This window comes from Pseudomonas sp. F2 (assembly GCF_057174385.1).
On the sequence record NZ_CM169904.1, the window covers coordinates 1,531,752 to 1,550,214 of the forward strand.

General features: G+C 53.9%; 15 protein-coding genes. 7 read left to right on the forward strand and 8 right to left on the reverse strand.

Going from position 1 to position 18,463, the window contains the following annotated elements:
- The first annotated feature begins 38 nt into the window (after window positions 1–38).
- From mexE to AC193Q_RS06670, 6 genes are all read left to right on the forward strand, one after another.
- Complete coding sequence (mexE, locus tag AC193Q_RS06645; RefSeq protein ID WP_047294597.1) at window positions 39–1,292, forward strand: multidrug efflux RND transporter periplasmic adaptor subunit MexE; 1,254 nt, start codon at window positions 39–41, stop codon at window positions 1,290–1,292.
- A gap of 15 nt (window positions 1,293–1,307) precedes the next feature.
- Window positions 1,308–4,496, forward strand: coding sequence for an efflux RND transporter permease subunit (locus AC193Q_RS06650; RefSeq protein WP_121185579.1), 3,189 nt, complete (start codon window positions 1,308–1,310; stop codon window positions 4,494–4,496).
- The gene (locus AC193Q_RS06655; protein ID WP_041064275.1) at window positions 4,496–5,917 is read left to right on the forward strand and encodes an efflux transporter outer membrane subunit; all 1,422 of its coding nucleotides are present in this window, start codon (window positions 4,496–4,498) and stop codon (window positions 5,915–5,917) included. Before AC193Q_RS06650 ends, AC193Q_RS06655 begins: the two co-directional genes overlap by 1 nt.
- Window positions 5,918–6,175: 258 nt before the next feature.
- The gene (locus tag AC193Q_RS06660) at window positions 6,176–7,231 is read left to right on the forward strand and encodes a tetratricopeptide repeat protein (RefSeq protein WP_047294601.1); all 1,056 of its coding nucleotides are present in this window, start codon (window positions 6,176–6,178) and stop codon (window positions 7,229–7,231) included.
- A gap of 140 nt (window positions 7,232–7,371) precedes the next feature.
- Window positions 7,372–8,874, forward strand: coding sequence for an ATPase domain-containing protein (locus AC193Q_RS06665; protein WP_476284615.1), 1,503 nt, complete (start codon window positions 7,372–7,374; stop codon window positions 8,872–8,874).
- On the forward strand, window positions 8,871–10,541 hold the full coding sequence (locus AC193Q_RS06670) for an ATP-binding protein (protein WP_121185586.1): 1,671 nt from the start codon (window positions 8,871–8,873) through the stop codon (window positions 10,539–10,541). The genes AC193Q_RS06665 and AC193Q_RS06670 overlap by 4 nt, the downstream gene beginning before the upstream one ends.
- Before the next feature lie 194 nt (window positions 10,542–10,735).
- Here the strand turns inward: AC193Q_RS06670 and AC193Q_RS06675 are convergent, their stop codons facing one another.
- The 7 genes from AC193Q_RS06675 to AC193Q_RS06705 all read right to left on the reverse strand — a co-directional run bounded on the left by AC193Q_RS06675 (window position 10,736) and on the right by AC193Q_RS06705 (window position 17,239).
- A complete protein-coding gene (locus AC193Q_RS06675) occupies window positions 10,736–11,866 on the reverse strand; it encodes a hypothetical protein (protein WP_476284616.1) in 1,131 nt (376 codons plus the stop codon).
- 105 nt (window positions 11,867–11,971) lie between these two features.
- Entirely contained in the window at window positions 11,972–13,078 is a 1,107-nt protein-coding gene (locus AC193Q_RS06680; RefSeq protein WP_476284617.1) for a hypothetical protein, read from the reverse strand.
- 162 nt (window positions 13,079–13,240) lie between these two features.
- On the reverse strand, window positions 13,241–13,795 hold the full coding sequence (locus tag AC193Q_RS06685; RefSeq protein ID WP_121185592.1) for a phosphatase domain-containing putative toxin: 555 nt from the start codon (window positions 13,793–13,795) through the stop codon (window positions 13,241–13,243).
- Between the two features lie 64 nt (window positions 13,796–13,859).
- The gene (locus AC193Q_RS06690) at window positions 13,860–15,062 is read right to left on the reverse strand and encodes a hypothetical protein (RefSeq protein ID WP_483879320.1); all 1,203 of its coding nucleotides are present in this window, start codon (window positions 15,060–15,062) and stop codon (window positions 13,860–13,862) included.
- A gap of 104 nt (window positions 15,063–15,166) precedes the next feature.
- Window positions 15,167–15,325 (reverse strand): UBA domain-containing protein, encoded by a 159-nt coding sequence (locus AC193Q_RS06695; protein WP_483879321.1) that lies wholly within the window; start codon window positions 15,323–15,325, stop codon window positions 15,167–15,169.
- 68 nt (window positions 15,326–15,393) lie between these two features.
- Window positions 15,394–16,155 carry a hypothetical protein gene (locus AC193Q_RS06700; protein ID WP_483879322.1) on the reverse strand — a complete coding sequence of 254 codons (762 nt, stop codon included), beginning with the start codon at window positions 16,153–16,155 and terminating at the stop codon, window positions 15,394–15,396.
- A 28-nt stretch (window positions 16,156–16,183) separates the two neighbouring features.
- On the reverse strand, window positions 16,184–17,239 hold the full coding sequence (locus tag AC193Q_RS06705; protein WP_483879323.1) for a hypothetical protein: 1,056 nt from the start codon (window positions 17,237–17,239) through the stop codon (window positions 16,184–16,186).
- Between the two features lie 453 nt (window positions 17,240–17,692).
- Here AC193Q_RS06705 and AC193Q_RS06710 point away from each other — a divergent pair, with 453 nt between their 5' ends.
- Window positions 17,693–17,992, forward strand: a complete 300-nt coding sequence (locus AC193Q_RS06710; protein WP_121185600.1) for a hypothetical protein — start codon at window positions 17,693–17,695, stop codon at window positions 17,990–17,992.
- A gap of 79 nt (window positions 17,993–18,071) precedes the next feature.
- On the opposite strand, the gene AC193Q_RS06715 is transcribed toward AC193Q_RS06710, so the two are convergent.
- The gene (locus AC193Q_RS06715) at window positions 18,072–18,449 is read right to left on the reverse strand and encodes a response regulator (RefSeq protein ID WP_016774860.1); all 378 of its coding nucleotides are present in this window, start codon (window positions 18,447–18,449) and stop codon (window positions 18,072–18,074) included.
- Between the last annotated feature and the right edge of the window lie 14 nt (window positions 18,450–18,463).

Sequence of the window (18,463 nt, forward strand, 5' to 3'; positions counted from 1 at the left end):
ATCATCCGCCCATCTTCAATACATTGGCGGATGATTCCATGGAACAGTCACTCAAACATTTGCGCTTCCCCTTGGCCATGTTGGCCGTGCTGGTGATGAGCGCTTGCGGCAAGACTCCGGAGACTGCCGCCACCATGCCCGCTGCCAAAGTCAGCGTGGCCAAGGTGCTGGAACAACCGGTCAACGAGTGGGACGAATTCACCGGGCGCCTCGAAGCGCCGGAAACCGTTGAAATCCGTCCACGGGTCTCCGGCCAGATCGACGAGGTGGCGTTCACCGAAGGCGCGCTGGTCAAGAAAGGTGACCTGCTGTTCCAGATCGATCCGCGTCCTTTCCAGGCAGAAGTTCGCCGTCTCGAAGCGTTGGTAGCCCAGGCGCGCGCCAATGCCACTCGCAGTGAGAACGAAGCCGGTCGCGGCGAACGTCTGCGCGCCAGCAACGCGATCTCCGCTGAACTGGCCGACTCGCGCACCAGTGCCGCACAAGAGGCCCGCGCCGCCGTCGGCGCCCTGCAAGCGCAACTGGATCTGGCCAAACTGAACCTGAGCTTCACCCGCGTCACCGCACCAATCAGCGGTCGCGTCAGCCGTGCCGAGATCACCGCCGGCAACCTGGTGACCGCCGACACCACACCGCTGACCAGCGTGGTTTCCACTGACAAGGTCTACGCCTACTTCGACGCTGACGAGCGGGTGTTCCTCAAATACACCCAACTCGCCCGCAACGGCCAACGTGGCGCCACCACGCCGGTGTACATGGGCCTGTCCAACGAAGACGGCAACCCGCACCTCGGTCAGATGAACTTCGTCGACAACCAGGTCAATCCGAAAACCGGCACCATCCGTGGTCGCGCGGTGTTCGACAACAGCGACGGCACCTACACCCCGGGCCTGTACGCACGGCTGAAACTGGTCGGCAGCGGCACCTACAACGCCATGCTGATCAACGACGAAGCGGTCGGTACCGACCTCGGCAAGAAGTTCGTGCTGGTGATGGATGCGGACAACAAAACCGCTTATCGCGCCGTTGAACTGGGGCCGAAGATCGAAGGCCTGCGCATCGTGCGCACCGGTCTGAACAAGGACGACACGATTATCGTCAAGGGTCTGCAGCGGGTTCGTCCGGGTTCGCCGGTGACGCCTGAAGTGATCCCGATGGCCAGCGAGCAGACCCTTGCCGCTCTGGCTCAACAACGTCAAGCGCTGGAAGCCAGCAACCTGCCCAAAGTCGCACCTGCCAAAGGTGCACAGGGTACGGCTGTGAAGCTGGCCGCTACGACCCCACGCGGTTAAGGGACGACAACTCCGATGAATTTTTCCCAATTCTTCATTTCACGGCCGATCTTCGCAGCGGTGCTCTCGCTGTTGATCCTGATCGCCGGTGCGATCTCGCTGTTCCAGCTGCCGATCAGCGAATACCCGGAAGTCGTGCCACCGACCGTGGTGGTACGTGCCAACTTCCCGGGTGCCAACCCCAAAGTCATCGGTGAAACCGTGGCCGCTCCGCTGGAGCAAGCCATCACCGGCGTCGAGAACATGCTGTACATGTCCTCGCAGTCCACCGCTGACGGCAAGATCACCCTGACCATCACCTTCGCCCTGGGCACCGACCTGGACAATGCGCAGGTGCAGGTGCAGAACCGGGTGACCCGTACCGAGCCGAAACTTCCCGAGGAAGTGACGCGCATCGGTATCACCGTCGACAAGGCCTCGCCCGACCTGACCATGGTTGTGCACTTGACCTCGCCGGACAAACGCTACGACATGCTCTACCTGTCCAACTACGCGATCCTCAACATCAAGGATGAGCTGGCGCGTCTGGGCGGTGTCGGTGACGTGCAACTGTTCGGCATGGGCGATTACTCGCTGCGGGTCTGGCTCGATCCGAACAAGACCGCTTCGCGCAACCTGACTGCCACTGATGTGGTGACGGCGATTCGTGAGCAGAACCGTCAGGTTGCTGCCGGTCAGCTCGGTGCGCCCCCTGCCCCGAATGCCCAGAGCTTCCAGCTGTCGGTCAACACCCAAGGCCGTCTGGTGTCCGAGGAAGAGTTCGAGAACATCATCATTCGCTCCGGCGACAATGGTGAGATCACTCGTCTCAAGGACATCGCGCGCGTCGAGCTGGGTTCCAGCCAGTACGCCCTGCGTTCGTTGCTGAACAACCAGCCAGCGGTCGCGATCCCGATCTTCCAGCGTCCTGGCTCCAACGCCATCGATATTTCGAACGAAGTTCGCGGCAAGATGGAGGAACTGAAGAAAGGCTTCCCGCAAGGCATGGACTACAGCATCGTCTATGACCCGACGATCTTCGTGCGCGGCTCGATCGAGGCGGTGGTTCACACCCTCTTCGAAGCGCTGATCCTCGTGGTGCTGGTCGTGATTCTGTTCCTGCAGACCTGGCGCGCCTCGATCATTCCATTGGTGGCGGTGCCGGTGTCGTTGATCGGTACGTTTGCGGTCATGCACCTGTTCGGCTTCTCGCTCAACGCCCTGTCGCTGTTCGGCCTGGTGCTGGCGATCGGTATCGTGGTGGACGACGCCATCGTCGTGGTGGAGAACGTCGAGCGCAACATTGAACTGGGGCTCAACCCGTTCGATGCGACCAAAAAGGCCATGGGCGAAGTGACCGGCCCGATCATTGCGACCGCACTGGTACTGTGTGCAGTGTTCGTTCCGGCGGCATTCATCTCCGGCCTCACCGGGCAGTTCTACAAGCAGTTCGCGCTGACCATTGCGATCTCGACCGTGATCTCGGCGTTCAACTCGCTGACGCTGTCGCCAGCGCTGGCCGCCGTGTTGCTCAAAGGGCATGACGCGCCGAAAGACCGCTTCTCGAGGATTCTCGACAGGATCTTCGGTGGCTGGCTGTTCCGTCCGTTCAACCGTTTCTTTGACAAGGCCAGCCATGGCTATGTCGGCACGGTGCGCCGCGTGATCCGCAGCAGCGGCATCGCTTTGCTGCTGTATGCAGGCCTGATGGTGCTGACGTTCTTCGGTTTCTCCAGCACGCCGACCGGTTTCGTGCCCGGCCAGGACAAGCAATACCTGGTGGCCTTCGCGCAACTGCCGGACGCTGCGAGCCTGGATCGTACCGAAGACGTGATCAAGCGCATGTCCGACCTGGCGCTGAAACAGCCTGGCGTGGAAAGCGCCGTAGCGTTCCCGGGCCTGTCGATCAACGGCTTCACCAATAGCCCGAACGCCGGCATCGTGTTCGTGACCCTGAAACCGTTCGACGAACGTAAAGACCCGAGCATGTCCGCCGGTGCCATCGCCGGGGCCTTGAACGGTCAGTACGCGAACATTCAGGAAGCGTACATGGCGATCTTCCCGCCACCGCCGGTACAAGGTCTGGGTACCATTGGTGGTTTCCGCCTGCAAATCGAAGACCGGGGCAACCTGGGCTACGACGAGCTGTACAAGGAAACCATGAACATCATCGCCAAGAGCCACAACGTGCCGGAACTGGCCGGACTGTTCACCAGCTACACCGTGAACGTGCCGCAAGTCGATGCCGCCATCGACCGCGAAAAGGCCAAGACCCACGGCGTGGCCGTCAGCGACATCTTCGACACCCTGCAGATCTACCTGGGTTCGCTGTATGCCAACGACTTCAACCGCTTCGGGCGCACCTATCAGGTCAACGTTCAGGCTGAACAGCAGTTCCGCCTCGAATCCGATCAGATCGGTCAGCTGAAAGTGCGTAACAACAAGGGCGAAATGATCCCGCTGGCGACCTTCATCAAGGTCAGCGACACCTCGGGCCCGGATCGCGTGATGCACTACAACGGCTTTATCACCGCTGAAATCAACGGTGCGGCAGCCCCTGGCTACAGCTCCGGCCAGGCCGAAAAAGCCATCGAAAAACTGCTCAAGGATGAACTGCCAAACGGCATGACCTACGAGTGGACCGACCTGACCTACCAGCAGATTCTGTCCGGCAACACCGCGCTGTTCGTGTTCCCGCTCTGCGTATTGCTGGCGTTCCTCGTGCTCGCCGCTCAATACGAAAGCTGGAGCCTGCCACTGGCGGTGATCCTGATCGTACCGATGACCCTGCTGTCGGCCATCACCGGGGTGATTGTCTCCGGCGGCGACAACAACATCTTTACCCAGATCGGTTTGATCGTATTGGTGGGCCTGGCCTGTAAGAACGCGATTCTGATCGTCGAATTCGCCAAGGACAAACAGCTGGAAGGCCTCGACCCGCTGGCTGCGGTACTGGAAGCCTGCCGTCTGCGTCTGCGGCCGATCCTGATGACTTCGTTCGCGTTCATCATGGGTGTAGTGCCACTGGTGTTCTCCAGCGGTGCCGGTGCCGAGATGCGTCACGCCATGGGTGTGGCCGTGTTCTCCGGGATGCTCGGGGTGACCTTCTTCGGTCTGTTGCTGACACCCGTGTTCTACGTGTTGATCCGTAACTTTGTCGAACGCGGGGAAGCCCGCAAAGCGGCCAGAGCGCACGCTCTTCAAAAGCCACTGGAGGCGCAATAATGAGTCTGAAAGTCTTCCTGCCGAGTCTTCTGGTGCTGGCGCTGAGCGCCTGCGCCGTCGGCCCCGACTACAAGACCCCAGCCACGGAGGCGGCCAATATCACGGCCGCCACCGATGGCGCCGCCGGGCAAAAGAACTTTGACCGTTCGAAATTCGAAGGCATCTGGTGGCAGCAATTCGACGATCCGACCCTCAACCAGTTGGTGACGCAATCGCTGCAAGGCAACCGTCAACTGCGCGTGGCGTTCGCCCGCTGGAAAGCCGCCCGGGCGATCCGCGACGACGTCAGCAACGATGCGATGCCGACCATCACCAGCCGCGCCAGCAGTGATCTGGCCAAGGGACAAATTCCCGGCCAGACCACCAAGCGGGTCAACAGCGAGCGCTACGATCTGGGCCTGGACATGGCTTGGGAGCTTGATCTGTTCGGCCGGATCCAGCGCAATCTGGAAGCCAGCGACGCCGACCAGCAGGCGGCCGAAGCCGATCTGTATCAACTGCAAGTCACGATGATTGCCGAACTGGTCGACGCCTACGGTCAACTGCGCGGGGCGCAACTGCGCGAGAAAATCGCCGTGGCCAACCTGGAAAACCAGCAGGAGTCGCGCAAGATCACCATCAGCCTGCGTGACGCCGGCGTCGGTGATCAGCTTGACGTCGAACGTGCCGATGCGCGTCTGGCCTCGGTCGAAGCCAGCGTGCCGCAACTGCAGGCGGAACAGGTACGGCAGAAAAACCGCATCGCCACCCTTTTGGGTGAGCGTCCGGACAAAATGACCGTGGACTTGAGCCCGAAAGACTTGCCGGCAATTGCCAAGGCCTTGCCAATCGGTGATCCGGGTGAGCTGCTGCAACGCCGTCCGGACATCCTCAGCGCCGAACGCAAACTGGCCTCGGCCACCGCGCGGATCGGTGTGGCGAAAGCCGATCTGTTTCCACGGGTCAGCCTCAGCGGGTTCCTGGGCTGGACGGCCGGGCGTGGTTCGCAGATCGGCTCCTCAGCGGCCAACGCCTGGGCACTCGGCCCGAGCATTACCTGGGCGGCGTTCGATCTGGGTAGCGTGCGCGCCCGCTTGCGTGGCGCCGATGCCGATGCCGAAGGCGCACTTGCCACCTACGAGCAGCAAGTGTTGCTGGCGCTGGAGGAATCGGAAAACGCCTTCAGCGATTACGGCAAGCGTCAGCAACGGCTGATCTCGCTGATTCGTCAGAGTGAATCGAGCCGCAAGGCTGCCGACCTGGCTGAAATCCGCTACCGCGAAGGCACCACCGACTTCCTCGTGCTGCTCGACGCCCAGCGTGAACGGCTGAACGCCGAAGACAGTCAGGCCCAGGCCGAAGTCGATCTGTATCGCGGCATCGTGGCGATCTACAAGGCCTTGGGTGGTGGCTGGCAACCGGAAACCGTCGCCAGCAAGTAAAGGTTTTCAAAGCGCTCCTTTGGTTGGCCGCAACCAACCAATTTTTTGCCCCGCGTATCATTCGGTCGCGGGGCTTTTTTGTGCCCGCCCCTGTAGGAGCTGCCGCAGGCTGCGATCTTTTGATCTTGAACATCAAAGTCAAAAGATCGCAGCCTGCGGCAGCTCCTACAGGTCAATTCGCAAGCACGGGTTTGACTCATGGCCTTCTCTGACCGAAGCTTGCCCCTCTGCTAAAGAACACCCGTTCACGGAAATCGCATGCCTCAGTCCCGCCGCTACCTGCTCATCAGCCTTGGCCTCGTGCTGATCATCGTCGTTGCCTGGTTATCTCTGCGCTCCACCGCCCCGGTAGTGCCCGAGGCGATCAAGCGCGGCTACAGCGAAGCCCTGACGGCGGCCCGCTCCGGGCAGCCCGGGGCGGCACGGCAGTTGTACCAGCAATTGGGGCGCCCGGACTTGTCGGCCAAGCGCAGCGTCTGGCTGCTGGCCGAACTGCCCAACTATCCAAGCCCACAAGCGCTGAAACTGGCCGACGCACACCTGCAGAACGAAGCCCCGGAAGTCCGGCTGGCAGCGATTCAAAGTGTGGTCGGGCTGGTGCCTGGCGGGCAACGCAGCCTGCTGCTCGGGCCGATGCTCGACGATGAAGATCAAAACGTGCGTTTTGCCGCGATCAACGCCCTCCTCGGTCTGACGCCAGATGAGCTGGGTCTGTATTTCGCCCCGTTGCAGCAAGCCATCGATGGCTGGGAACAAGTGCTCAAGGGCCAACCGGAAAGCGCCGCCACCTTTGCGCAGCTGGCGCGCCTGTATCTGCACAACGCCGAGCTCAAACAGGCGCAGCAAGCGCTGGACAACACGCTGCGTCTGGAACCGGGCAACCTGCCGGCGCTGGTGATGCAAATCGATGTGCTCGATCGCCAGGGTCAGAGCGACGCCGCGCGCCAGTTGCTCGCCAAACAACTGCAGGCGCAGCCGGATTCCGCCTATCTGCAACACGCCTTGGGCCTGTGGCTGTTGCACCACGGCCAGCGTGAGTTCGCCCTGCTCGGCTTGTCCAAAGCCGTCGAACTGGAACCGGACAACAAGGATTACCGCTACGACCTCGCCACCACCCTGCATGCCGCCGAAGAACTGGAAGCGGCGCAAAAACAATTGCAGGAAGTCGTGCAGCGCCACCCCGCCGACCGTAAGGCTCGGGTGCTGTTGATCAATTACTGGAAGGAAAGCGGACAGTTGCAGAACGTGCAGATTCTGCTGGCGCAACTGGAGCAGATGAACCCCGACGACCCGGCCCTGCAGCAGGGACTTTGAGCCGTTGGCCGCTGATTCAATGACACTTTGCTATCGAAACCTCGGAACCGTCATGAGCGGCAGCGGTCAAGTAATCAGGTAGAGCACAACGGCTGGTACAGCCTGCTGCCTCGATTCCCCTAGTCATGAGAGGGCATTCTTTGTCTACGTCCAACGAGTTGATCAGTGCAAAAGCCGCCACCGGCATCATTGGCCTGGATGACATCCTCGCCGGTGGTCTGTCCCGAGGGCATGTGTTTTTGCTCGAGGGTGAACCCGGTACAGGCAAAACCACCGTCGCGTTGCATTTCCTGTTGGCGGGCGCCCGTGCCGGCGAACGCTGTCTGTACATCACACTGTCGGAAACCGAGCGTGAACTGCGCCAGGGCGCAGCCTCTCACGGCTGGGAACTGAACGAGAACATCGAGATTTTCGAACTAACACCGCCGGAAAGCCTGCTCAACGCCGAACATCAGCAAAGCCTGCTGTACTCCTCCGACCTTGAGCTCGGTGAAGCCACCAAGCAGATTTTCGAGGTGGTCGAGCGCTTCAAACCGACCCGTGTGGTGCTCGACAGCCTGTCGGAGATCCGCCTGCTGGCGCAAAGCTCGCTGCGTTACCGCCGGCAGATTCTGGCGATCAAACATTACTTCGTGCGTTACGACGCCACGGTCCTGCTGCTTGACGACCTGACCACGGAGTCCCTCGACAAGACCGTGCACAGCGTCGCCCACGGCGTCATCCGCCTCGAAGAGCTGACCCCCAATTACGGTGCCGAGCGCCGCCGCGTACGCATCATCAAGTACCGCGGGCAGAAGTACCGTGGCGGTTACCATGACTTCACCATCATGGGCGACGGGGTCCATGTATTTCCGCGCCTGGTCGCTGCCGAACACCGTGGCGACTATCCACGCCTGCAATTGACCAGCGGCATCAAGGAAATGGACGCCCTGCTCGGTGGTGGCATCGAGACCGGTTCCAGCACATTGATCCTGGGCCCGGCCGGTACTGGCAAATCGCTGATTGCAATGATCTTTGCTGCCGCTGCCGTAGCACGCGGTGAAAAGGCGGCGCTGTTCATCTTTGATGAAGAGCTGGGTCTGCTCTTCGAGCGTATGAAAAATATCGGCATCGACCTCAAGGCCCTGCAAGCGACCGGCAACCTGCTGATCGATCAGGTGGACGCCGCCGAACTGTCCCCCGGCGAGTTCTCGCACCGGGTGCGTCGCTGTGTCGATGAGGGCAACATCAAGACCGTCGTGATCGACAGTATCAACGGCTATCAGGCCGCGATGCCGGAAGAAAACGCGCTGGTGCTGCACATGCATGAGTTGCTGCTGTATCTGAACCGCAAAGGTGCGGCGACATTCATGACGGTTGCCCAGCATGGTCTGGTCGGCGACATGCAGGCGCCAGTCGATATCACTTACCTGGCCGACACGGTGATCCTGCTGCGCTACTTCGAAGCCATCGGCAAAGTCCGCCGAGCCATTTCCATTATCAAGAAACGCACCGGCAACCACGAGTCGACCATCCGTGAATTCCGCATTTCGGGCCAGGGCATGACCATTGGCGAACCGCTGGAAGCGTTCCAGGGTGTGTTGCGGGGCGTACCGACTTACCTTGGCGCCAGCAATCCGCTGTTGCGGGAAGAAGCCTTGTGACAGCCTCCGTTTCACTGCCGGAACGGGCGCTGATTCTCGCGCCCATGGGCCGCGACAGCCAAGTGGCGCTGATGATCCTCAATGAGGCGGGTTACGGCGGGGTCATCACCCCGGATCTGGGCGCATTGTGCGCTGAACTGGAACCTGGCGCCGGGCTCTTGTTGATTGCTGCCGAAGCGTTGCGCGGCCCGGAACTGGAAACGCTTCTGCATTTTCTGGAGCAGCAACCGGCCTGGTCGGATCTGCCGATCGTCTTGCTGACGCACCACGGCGGCCCCGAACAAGGCCCGTCTTCTCGCCTGAGTGAATTATTGGGCAACGTGACCTTTCTCGAGCGTCCGTTTCATCCGGCGACCCTGGTCAGTCTGGTATCCACCGCCCTGCGCGGGCGACGACGACAGTACGAAGCCCGTGATCGCCTGATCGATCTGAGTGAAAGTGAACGGCGCCTGCAATCAACCCTTGAAACCCTTGAGCAGCAAGTCGAGGAACGCACCGCCCAGCTTCGCCACAACGAAGAAGCCTTGCGTCAGTCGCAGAAAATGGAAGCGGTCGGTCAACTCACCGGCGGTATTGCTCACGACTTCAACAACATGCTCACCGGGATCATCGGCAGCCTTGAATTACTGCGCCGGCGACTGGCTCGCGGGCGCCTTGATGACCTCGACAGCCTGATCGATCTGGGCGTCACCTCAGCCAACCGCGCCGCCGGCCTCACCCACCGTTTGCTTGCATTTTCCCGCCGGCAATCGCTGGACTCCAAAGCCGTGCAGATGAATACCCTGGTGCTGTCGATGGGCGAGTTGCTGCAACGCAGCCTCAACGAAAGCATTCAGCTCGACATGCGCCTGAACGACGATTTGTGGGTCGCTGAAGCCGACCCCAATCAACTGGAAAGTGCCCTGCTCAACCTGGTGCTCAACGCCCGGGACGCGATGCCCGAGGGTGGCAAACTGGTGGTCGAAACCAGCAATCAGGTCCTTAAACAGGAGTTCACCGAGGCCTACACCAACCTCGAACCTGGCGAGTACGTCATGCTCAGCGTCACCGACAACGGCAGCGGCATGCCACAGAGCGTGATCAACCGCGCGTTCGATCCATTCTTCACCACCAAACCGATCGGCCAGGGCACCGGTTTGGGCCTGTCGATGATCTATGGCTTCAGCAAACAGTCCCGTGGTCACGTCTCGATCGACAGCGAAATCGATCAGGGCACCACGGTCAAACTGTACCTGCCGCGCTTCCGCGGCGAGGAACTGGAGCATCCGGTGTCCGCTGTTCAACAGGCCCCGGAGGCGATGGACGGCGAGACGGTGTTGATCGTCGAAGACGACCCTGCCGTGCGCGTGCTGGTCAGTGCAGTGCTCAGTGAGTTGGGTTATGCATTTGTCGAAGCCGGCGATGCCGATGGCGCCTTACCGATCCTCAACTCGACGCAGCGCATTGATCTGTTGATCAGTGACGTCGGCCTGCCGGGCATGAACGGCCGGCAACTGGCGGAAATCGGTCGGCAGTACCGGCCGGGGCTGAAGGTGCTGTTCATTACCGGTTATGCCGAGCACGCCGCTGTGCGCGGCGGCTTCCTCGACCCGGGCATGCAGATGATCACCAAGCCGTTCACCTTTGATCTGCTGACCGCCAAGGTCCGCGAGATGATTCGTACCTGACCATGACACTGGGTAGTACGTACCCAGTTCTGTCAGCGTTCGGACGTTGAAGGCCGTATCTTGGGTGCCAAAAAGTTTGGGGCAATAAGTTAGCTTTAGATGCTGTTTTTATGAGAAGCCGAATCCAATAACGATTATTTATAGTCCTGGATTCGGCTATTCTTCTAGCCTATCTGCCATCAAAGTTATGAACATTAAATAAGGTCGTCAAAATAAGTGCTAGTCAGGATATGCCCCGTTGACAGTCCTTTTTCGGGTGTGTAACGAGCACCACTTGCTGCAGTGAAGTTACTATTTTTGCCATCAAGATAAATTTCGCGCTCACCCTTTACGTCCGAGCTTATGGTATAGGCTTTATCTCGCATCATTGTATAGTTGTCATATGAAGCTTTAATGGTGGACAACCGTTGATCAAGCTGTGACTTGGTAAACATCAGTTTCTTATCAAGTGCCACGCCCCAGCGAGTCAGGCAAGTCTCTGCGTAATGACGGACGATCTCGCCGGGTTCAAAAAAAACCTTGGGACCATTGACGCCGTCCGGTGCCGCATTGCCAACTAACGTAGCATGCCGACCCGCCATCGGGTAGATATGCACTTTTGTTGTATCGCTGAATTTGGGCACTACACAATCGAAACCAAATGATCGCTCATCCCTTGCATAGATCGCAACATACTCTTTTACGTTCTCACCGAGCCTTGTTCTATTACTCTGGTAATTCAATGCACCGGGAACCGGATCAACTGCAAAAATATTGACAGGTATGTTTTTCAATTCACTGTCATTTAACATTGCATTAGCCAACATTGTACAGCTGATACCGCCTCGACTCCAACCGATCAAATTAACCATGGTTGGGATGACGTCGCCCTTGCGAAACTGTTTGATTATTTGTTCCTGCAACTGTTGTGGTGTGATGGCGCGCGAACCATAATCATATTTACGCCAGAACCAACTACCTTGTTTTTTTACCTCCTCAATCTGGATACCAGCATTTTGCAGTTGATTGTAGTTTTCTTCTGTCAGTGCCTCGCGCTGCCAATCAAACTTCCCTTTGATCATGTTGATCGCGTGTTTTACATTCTCTTCCCAACCTTGGCCAAGGGCTTGCCCTGCCCATTTGTTATAGCCACCCGGTGCGGTGAACAACTCGTCATCTTGCAGATTTCCGCTCCCGGGTCCGTTAATTATAATCCAGTCGACAAACTCTCTTCCGAGGTTGTTCTGAGCAAGAGTGGATATAAGCTCACCATTCCAAAAACTTGCTTTAACATCATCAAATTTAGTTGAACTGGTACCGCAAAAATAAACAGTAAATATGCTCATTGGATACGCTCGCAGGTACAAAGGATTTCAATGGAAAACACTTGGCGGTGGGTAACACGATTGTAAAAAAAACAGTCGCTTATAAAGTTACAATGTAGCCGACGACTAATAGCGACGCTCCAGTAAATCCTTTAGCAGCTGTGCATTTTCGGCAGTGTCTTTCCAGCGCATTAAAGAAGAATTCAGAGACTTGACAATATTATGCAATATTGAATGCTCTTTAACCTGCAACACTCTGCTTTCGATGCTTTCTAACTCATTTTGCGTGTTGACCCAAAGGGTTCGTATCTGACCAACACCTTTATTAGCATTGTTGAGTGGTTCTTTAAATGAATCGAGCCAGTCATGCAAAGATTCCAGCTGTGCAAACAGCACATGACCTTTTTTTGTTTGAGATATAAGTTGCTCGACTTGATCTCTGATTGTGGGGGACAAATAATTCAGAGCTTCAGTGTATTGCCTAACATGGTTGGGGTGCAATCGTGAGGTAACTAACTGCTCAAGGTTATCCAAAGGTTCACTTGAGGAATTCTTAACAACCTCAATCACCACGCCACGTATCACCCCCATGAACGTGGCAAATAGAGAGCGACTAGCATCGCCCATAGGCATCTTGAGTAATTTGTTGTCGAGTTCGGACAAGGTGTCCAACTTCACGAACTGATTGATTTCCGTTTCAATTCCGTTCATGAGATTTTCCTTGAAATTTTGAACGGAGTTAACCAGACCAAAAAGTTCGGGCTCCAAATCCTTCACCCGTTTCATCATATCGCTGACATTGCTCCGGACCGAAAGGAGTTGCGGCAGCTCGCTATCAACTACAGGACACGAGCGCAAGTCAGCCTCTTCTTGTTCGAGGGTACGGGTAAAATCTACGTAGCCTGGCAAGTGCTCAATAGTGTAGATGGCTTGATCGGCAAGCAACTTGAATTGCGTGAAACATTCAAGAACGTTTTCGCAAAGTATCTTCAGTTGCTCTTCAATGGACGGCCACTTGTCTGCGTGTTCGGTAATATGCCTGATGATACTGCCTATGCCATCACCATAAATACGGGTTAGTTCCTCATAATTTACGGGAACGGCCTCGTCAGCCCAATATTCCTTCATCTGTCCCAAGCTTGTTCTAAGCCGGCGCGCAAGGCTCACGTACTGCTTGATTACCTCAACCTCACGCGGTGTAAGAATAGCAATAGTTGCTGATTGATTAGGCATGACAATGTTCCTCTTTCGCTCGATGTCGTTGATACACCCTAGTGAAATTCTTGACTTCCGTTATTATTGCGTTACACCTTGGACAAAATTGGAAACTGCTTGCTGTATCTCACCTTAAAAACCACCCAACTAATAGAGAACCTCTGATCAACAAACGACGCGTCAGTTAGGAAGCGTCCTATAAAACTCGCGAAGAACATTTTCCTGATCATTAGTCTCCGCAGTCGATGCCTCGATGAGGTCTTCCAACTTCGACGCAGGACTCCCTTTGGGAAGTTTGTAGATAGCATAAGCCGTCATCATCGTTCCCGTCCTGCCTTGACCAAAACCACAATAGACTAATGCATTACCTCTACTCAAGATGTTATCTATGGCCTGGCATCCATATAAAAGCTCTTTCACTGTAGGGGTGCTAAAATCAACAATAGCGAGATTATGGTAAGTAATATTTTCAGCAGACAACACTGCCGCACTGCTATCATATATTAAATTATGATTTAAACTTACAATACCTTTGATATTGTAAGTTTTTAACAGCGCAACGGCCGGGGAGTCAAACTTCTGAACCGTATCCTCCGTGTCGTTATAATATGGTTGTGAGCTTCTGAAGACTTTGGTGCCGCCTTTATCGAACGTCACCCAATTTTGAAATACAGCAATCTTGCCGGACGACAATGTTTTTACGTAACCCGCCAAACTACTGACACTTTTTTTCATTTTCCCTCTCCAGTGCATTAATGATGTAGAGCGCAGAGAAGTCATTAAGCTGAGCGTGTTTATGTCAAAGTATATCCTTGAAATACGTCACATCGTCAATATGCCCTTTTGCCAGCCCTTGGCTGGGCGTGAAACGCGCACCTTGGGCAGACTTGAAGTTTGTTAGTTGCCCGTTCAATATAATCGTACGTTCATTTTTGATGTCATAACCTTGGTTCGAGTAAGTGGTATTTCGCATAAAAACGTAGTCGTCGTATTCACTTTTAATTTTAGCGAGCACTTCGTTACTTCTATTGAATAGACTAAGGTCGGGGTAGTCCTTATTCTTATAAAAATCCGGTCCTCGCCATCGACTCAGGCATTTCTGTGAAAGAAAAAAAACCAACTCGGAAGGTTCAGAAAATGTTCCGGGCTTGTTTTCGCCGTCTGATGCTTGATTTCCTATTAAAGTGGTGTGGCGACCCGCTATTGGGTAAAGATGAACAAGCGTCGTCGAAGCGGTATCGGGGACGATGCAGGGCAGATTGCTGGACCGTTCATCTCTTGCATAAAGCCCTACGTATTCTTTGACATTGCTTCCCAACGTTGTTTGGTCGAGCTCAGGGCTCGAAGTGCCAGTGACTGGATCGATGGCCAGAATATTGATAGGGATGTTACAAAACTTACTATCGTTCCTTAAAAGATTCGCCAGCATGTGACAGCTCACCGCACCGCGTCCCCAGCCCATTAGAATTAACCGTGTGTCCGGATCAGCAAGAGGCGCTTCGTTAAAAATATCTTTGAAAAAATCTGGGTTGAATTGTCTGTAGGTCCAGTCCCTTGGTAATTCCTCAGCGAGCTCCGCAATTTCAAATTCATCAGGTCGATTTTTAATTTCTTCGAATGCATATCCAGTAAGGGTTCGGAATATTAGGTCTACATTGGCTTTCCATAGGCTCATTAACTCAGGAGAGATCCATTGAGAGATATGAGGTGATTTTGTAATGTTTTCATCGCTCTTGAAATAACCGCTGCCGGGGCCGTTTACCACAAAGTCACCGCTATACTCCCTAGGCGACGAATGCATCACATATTCTGCAGCAATCAATAGATAAATCATTTCGCCTTGCCCTTCTTCTCTTGGCAGCATTGCGCTCATTAAATGCATTCTTGGGTTGGAGCTTATGTTATCAAGTCCGAATTTTCTTGTAGTTCCACGATATCCATCTTCAAAACTAAAAGGCAGACAATCCCCATCACTATTGAAATATACCGTTTTCACACTCATGATCGATAACTCCACGCTAATCCAATAAACTTTCTACCATCTCGACCGAGACAAGGTAAAAATCAAATGCCTCGCATCCACCGATATGAACTCTTTATTATTAACTAGACTCGCAACCAGTATGGATAAAGACTGTTAGCATAATCACGCAGTGCCGGCGCATGCTCTACGAAACGCTTGGCAATTTCCGCCGGGTCAGAACCGGTAAAAACGACCGCGATGAAGGTCTTATAGGATTCAATGATTTTTTCGACTTCAGCCACGTACTGGGCTTTTGGATCCCGCAATTGATCAAAAGCGAGGATTTGGCTTAGCGCTTCAAAATTTGACTTCAGTTGTTTATCGATATCATTAGCTCGCTCTTCAATCTTGTTAATTTTTTTATGAGTTCAATGCGAGCGGATATCATATCATCGTATTTTACGGCACTATCAACAAGTTTCAGAATGGTTTTCGCCGCCTCCACGCCTTCTTTGATCAATTCCTTTTTAAAAGTCGCGGGTGATTCACTTGCCGTCACAATCTTGTCAACTTGATTTATTATTGGCAAAGCTTTGTCATAAATAGATTCTGCATTGTAAGCCTCAATTGAAATATCCAACGCCTGCTTTTTTTGTAGCATTACATCATAAAAGAGTTCGCCTTTTTCCACCAATGAGATGGCTTGAAGGTTTGCTCTAGTGGTTTCGAGCTCTTGCTTTCTGAAAGTGTTAGTAGTGTAGTTCATCGTTTTAATTTCGTGAGCAGATTTGGATAGTTCGTTAGACAAGCCAATAAGCGTATTTCTTTTGCTTTCGAGCGTCGTACCCAAATCTCGTTTATAGGCAGTGAGTACGTCTCCCTCTAACCCCCCCAAATCTTCCAGCGCAGCGTCGATGTCAGTGGTCTTCATGACATTGACGACCTTTACCAATACGTCATTGGCATTTTGATCAGTCTGGCTCAAGTAATTTACCAGCATTGACAAGTCCGCTCGTAGTGCGGGTATATTAATAGTGCCTAGCTTTAATTCTGCATAGTATTTAATCATTTCCCGACAGTTTTTTACCGTATTTAAACTAGGCATATGCAGTGTCATACAGATAGCGTTCATAGTTGAGTGCCTGTGTAAGTGATTAAGATTATTTATTGCTCAGCCTGAAGGCATCCCTCACAGCCGTCGAGTTGTCTTCAATGCTGCGCCAATCCTGTAACAGCACCTCCAGCTTTCTGACAAATAAACCGAGATAGGCGTAGTTTGTTTTATTCTTAAATTGATTTGAAGAGTCATCAATAAGCGCAATGATATTTTCCCAATGGCTATGGAGTTGCATAACGGCTTTAATGGCTGGGGTAACGACATCGTACAAGGAACCCATGCCGATATAGAGAGTGTGAAGTACTGCTTTAAGCTGGTTGTCGTTTCTCAGTTTGTTGAGAATTTCGTCACGCCGCTTAATGAATTTTTCACCAGGCCCGCCGTCTTTCCTCGACTCAACAAGGAGTGCAGCTAGTGGACTCAAATAGCGTGCCATACCTAGTACGTCGTGCATGAAACTAGGTTTTACTTGCATTTGAACAATATCGTTGTTTAATTTGTTTAGCTGACGAACAATATCGGAAATTTCTCGATCCAGTGCGTCTGGATTCGAAATCGATATCATTTTCCCAATCCAAGGTTCAATGGTGCCCAGTAGTATTTTTTTAAAGCTATCGAGATCCGCTAACGCCACAATACTTTTCTGTTTTTTTTGTGTGATGGAGTCTTTAATGTAGCTGATCGTTTGTTCCAATGTTGCGATTTTGCTTTGGTCATTACCGTCAAGTGATATTGAAGGAAAGGCATTGAGTTCATCAGTGGTCAAATCATCTATTTTCCTGGATTTATAGCCCTCCATGCTTTTGATAAGAACGACGACCTCGTCACCATACTCATGTATATCTTTAGAAAACGCTATGAGGACGGAGCCGATGGTAATCATGCTATTCTGAGTCTTTTCCCATGAGAGGGCATGCGCGTTGATGATCTTGTAATTATTCATGACTTCAGTGATCAGTGTAGCTGGCGCGTTATTTATTACCTTTTCTACACCGTCAGTGGTCAAGGGAAGATCTTTTGCCGTAGAAACATAATTTTGTATAACGCGCACATCATCACTCGTCACGATCGGGATTGCGTAGTCTGCACTGAGTTCCATGTAAAATGTCCTTCAAATGGGCGTCTTCGGTTTACGGATGTTTAGCCGACAATCAGCGTTTTGCTGTAACGTCTTTTTTTAAATTGAATTAGATACGTCTCACATATTGAGTGATCCAGCGGTTGTTTAACGGTGTTTACCAGTTATCGCTCTGACCACTGTTCCGGACTGGACGGTAACGCTCTGGAATAGATAAACATCGAAAGGAGACGATGAACACTGTCAGATATGACAGGTCAAAATACTTATTTGGAATTTGTGCCGGGAGGTTAGTTGTTTTTGTTATATCGAAGGTTTGATACTGGCGCTATTGTTGGCGGAGGACTTCCCGCGAACAGGCGAAGGTAAAAACCCACAGTGGGATCGGCGTCGCCAGTGCGGTATCGAGCACAGCACGGTCCGCAGGCCGCTTAGGATCTGAGGACGCGTAAAACGATGTGCGAGTCAGACTCTATGAACGATTTGGGCGTGGGATCTTTTTACCCTTCCGTGCTCATCAGCTGGGCGTTTTTCGCCGGTCAACCTGACGATATTGAGCTGATTCTGGTGACTTGGGCGCAAAACATTTCGAAAAAACTGCCAATTCTGGCGTTCTTTTATCTGGAAGAAGAATTAGCCAGTGTGCAGTTTGATCAAAACGTTTTTTTCAATTCGACGGATGACAAGATCGTGCCGATTATCAAGATCAACCTACCACGCGCCGGCAACGCCGATGCGCAGTTCATAGATAACCAGGCTGATCAGGTCAGATAACGGTTCAGCAACAGTTTGCTGCTGGTAAAACGATGAAAGGATTCACTTGATGTGCGTCGGCGTTGCGCCGACGCACGCTTCAGGCCAGCAATTCCTGAATTTTTTCCTGCAACACGTCGAGATCGAACGGTTTTTCCAGGATCGGCGCCTTGCTGGTGATCGGGCTGCCGGTCTCGCGGATTTCCTGCGGGTAGCCGCTGATGAAGATCACTTTCAGGTCCGGACGCAGCTTGACTGCCGGCTCGGCGATCTGCACGCCGGAGATCCCGCCCGGCAGGCGGAAGTCAGTGATCAGCATGTCCAGATGCGGTTTGCTCGCGAGAATCTCGAACGCCTGCTCGCCGTTTTCGGCCTGCAACACGCGGTAACCCTGCCCCGACAGATAGTCTGTCAGCACCATCAAGATAACCGGTTCGTCCTCGACGACGAGTACTACATCTTGTGCATCTACGCTCATGGGAAGCCTTTGTT

Coding starts and splice junctions, on each gene's coding strand:
- AC193Q_RS06675 (WP_476284616.1), bottom strand. CDS start 11,866: ATGAGCATATTTACTGTTTATTTTTGCGGTACCAGTTCAACTAAATTT.
- AC193Q_RS06715 (WP_016774860.1), bottom strand. CDS start 18,449: ATGAGCGTAGATGCACAAGATGTAGTACTCGTCGTCGAGGACGAACCG.
- AC193Q_RS06650 (WP_121185579.1), top strand. CDS start 1,308: ATGAATTTTTCCCAATTCTTCATTTCACGGCCGATCTTCGCAGCGGTG.
- AC193Q_RS06655 (WP_041064275.1), top strand. CDS start 4,496: ATGAGTCTGAAAGTCTTCCTGCCGAGTCTTCTGGTGCTGGCGCTGAGC.
- AC193Q_RS06660 (WP_047294601.1), top strand. CDS start 6,176: ATGCCTCAGTCCCGCCGCTACCTGCTCATCAGCCTTGGCCTCGTGCTG.
- mexE (WP_047294597.1), top strand. CDS start 39: ATGGAACAGTCACTCAAACATTTGCGCTTCCCCTTGGCCATGTTGGCC.
- AC193Q_RS06690 (WP_483879320.1), bottom strand. CDS start 15,062: ATGAGTGTGAAAACGGTATATTTCAATAGTGATGGGGATTGTCTGCCT.
- AC193Q_RS06685 (WP_121185592.1), bottom strand. CDS start 13,795: ATGAAAAAAAGTGTCAGTAGTTTGGCGGGTTACGTAAAAACATTGTCG.
- AC193Q_RS06700 (WP_483879322.1), bottom strand. CDS start 16,155: ATGAACGCTATCTGTATGACACTGCATATGCCTAGTTTAAATACGGTA.
- AC193Q_RS06680 (WP_476284617.1), bottom strand. CDS start 13,078: ATGCCTAATCAATCAGCAACTATTGCTATTCTTACACCGCGTGAGGTT.
- AC193Q_RS06705 (WP_483879323.1), bottom strand. CDS start 17,239: ATGGAACTCAGTGCAGACTACGCAATCCCGATCGTGACGAGTGATGAT.
- AC193Q_RS06710 (WP_121185600.1), top strand. CDS start 17,693: ATGAACGATTTGGGCGTGGGATCTTTTTACCCTTCCGTGCTCATCAGC.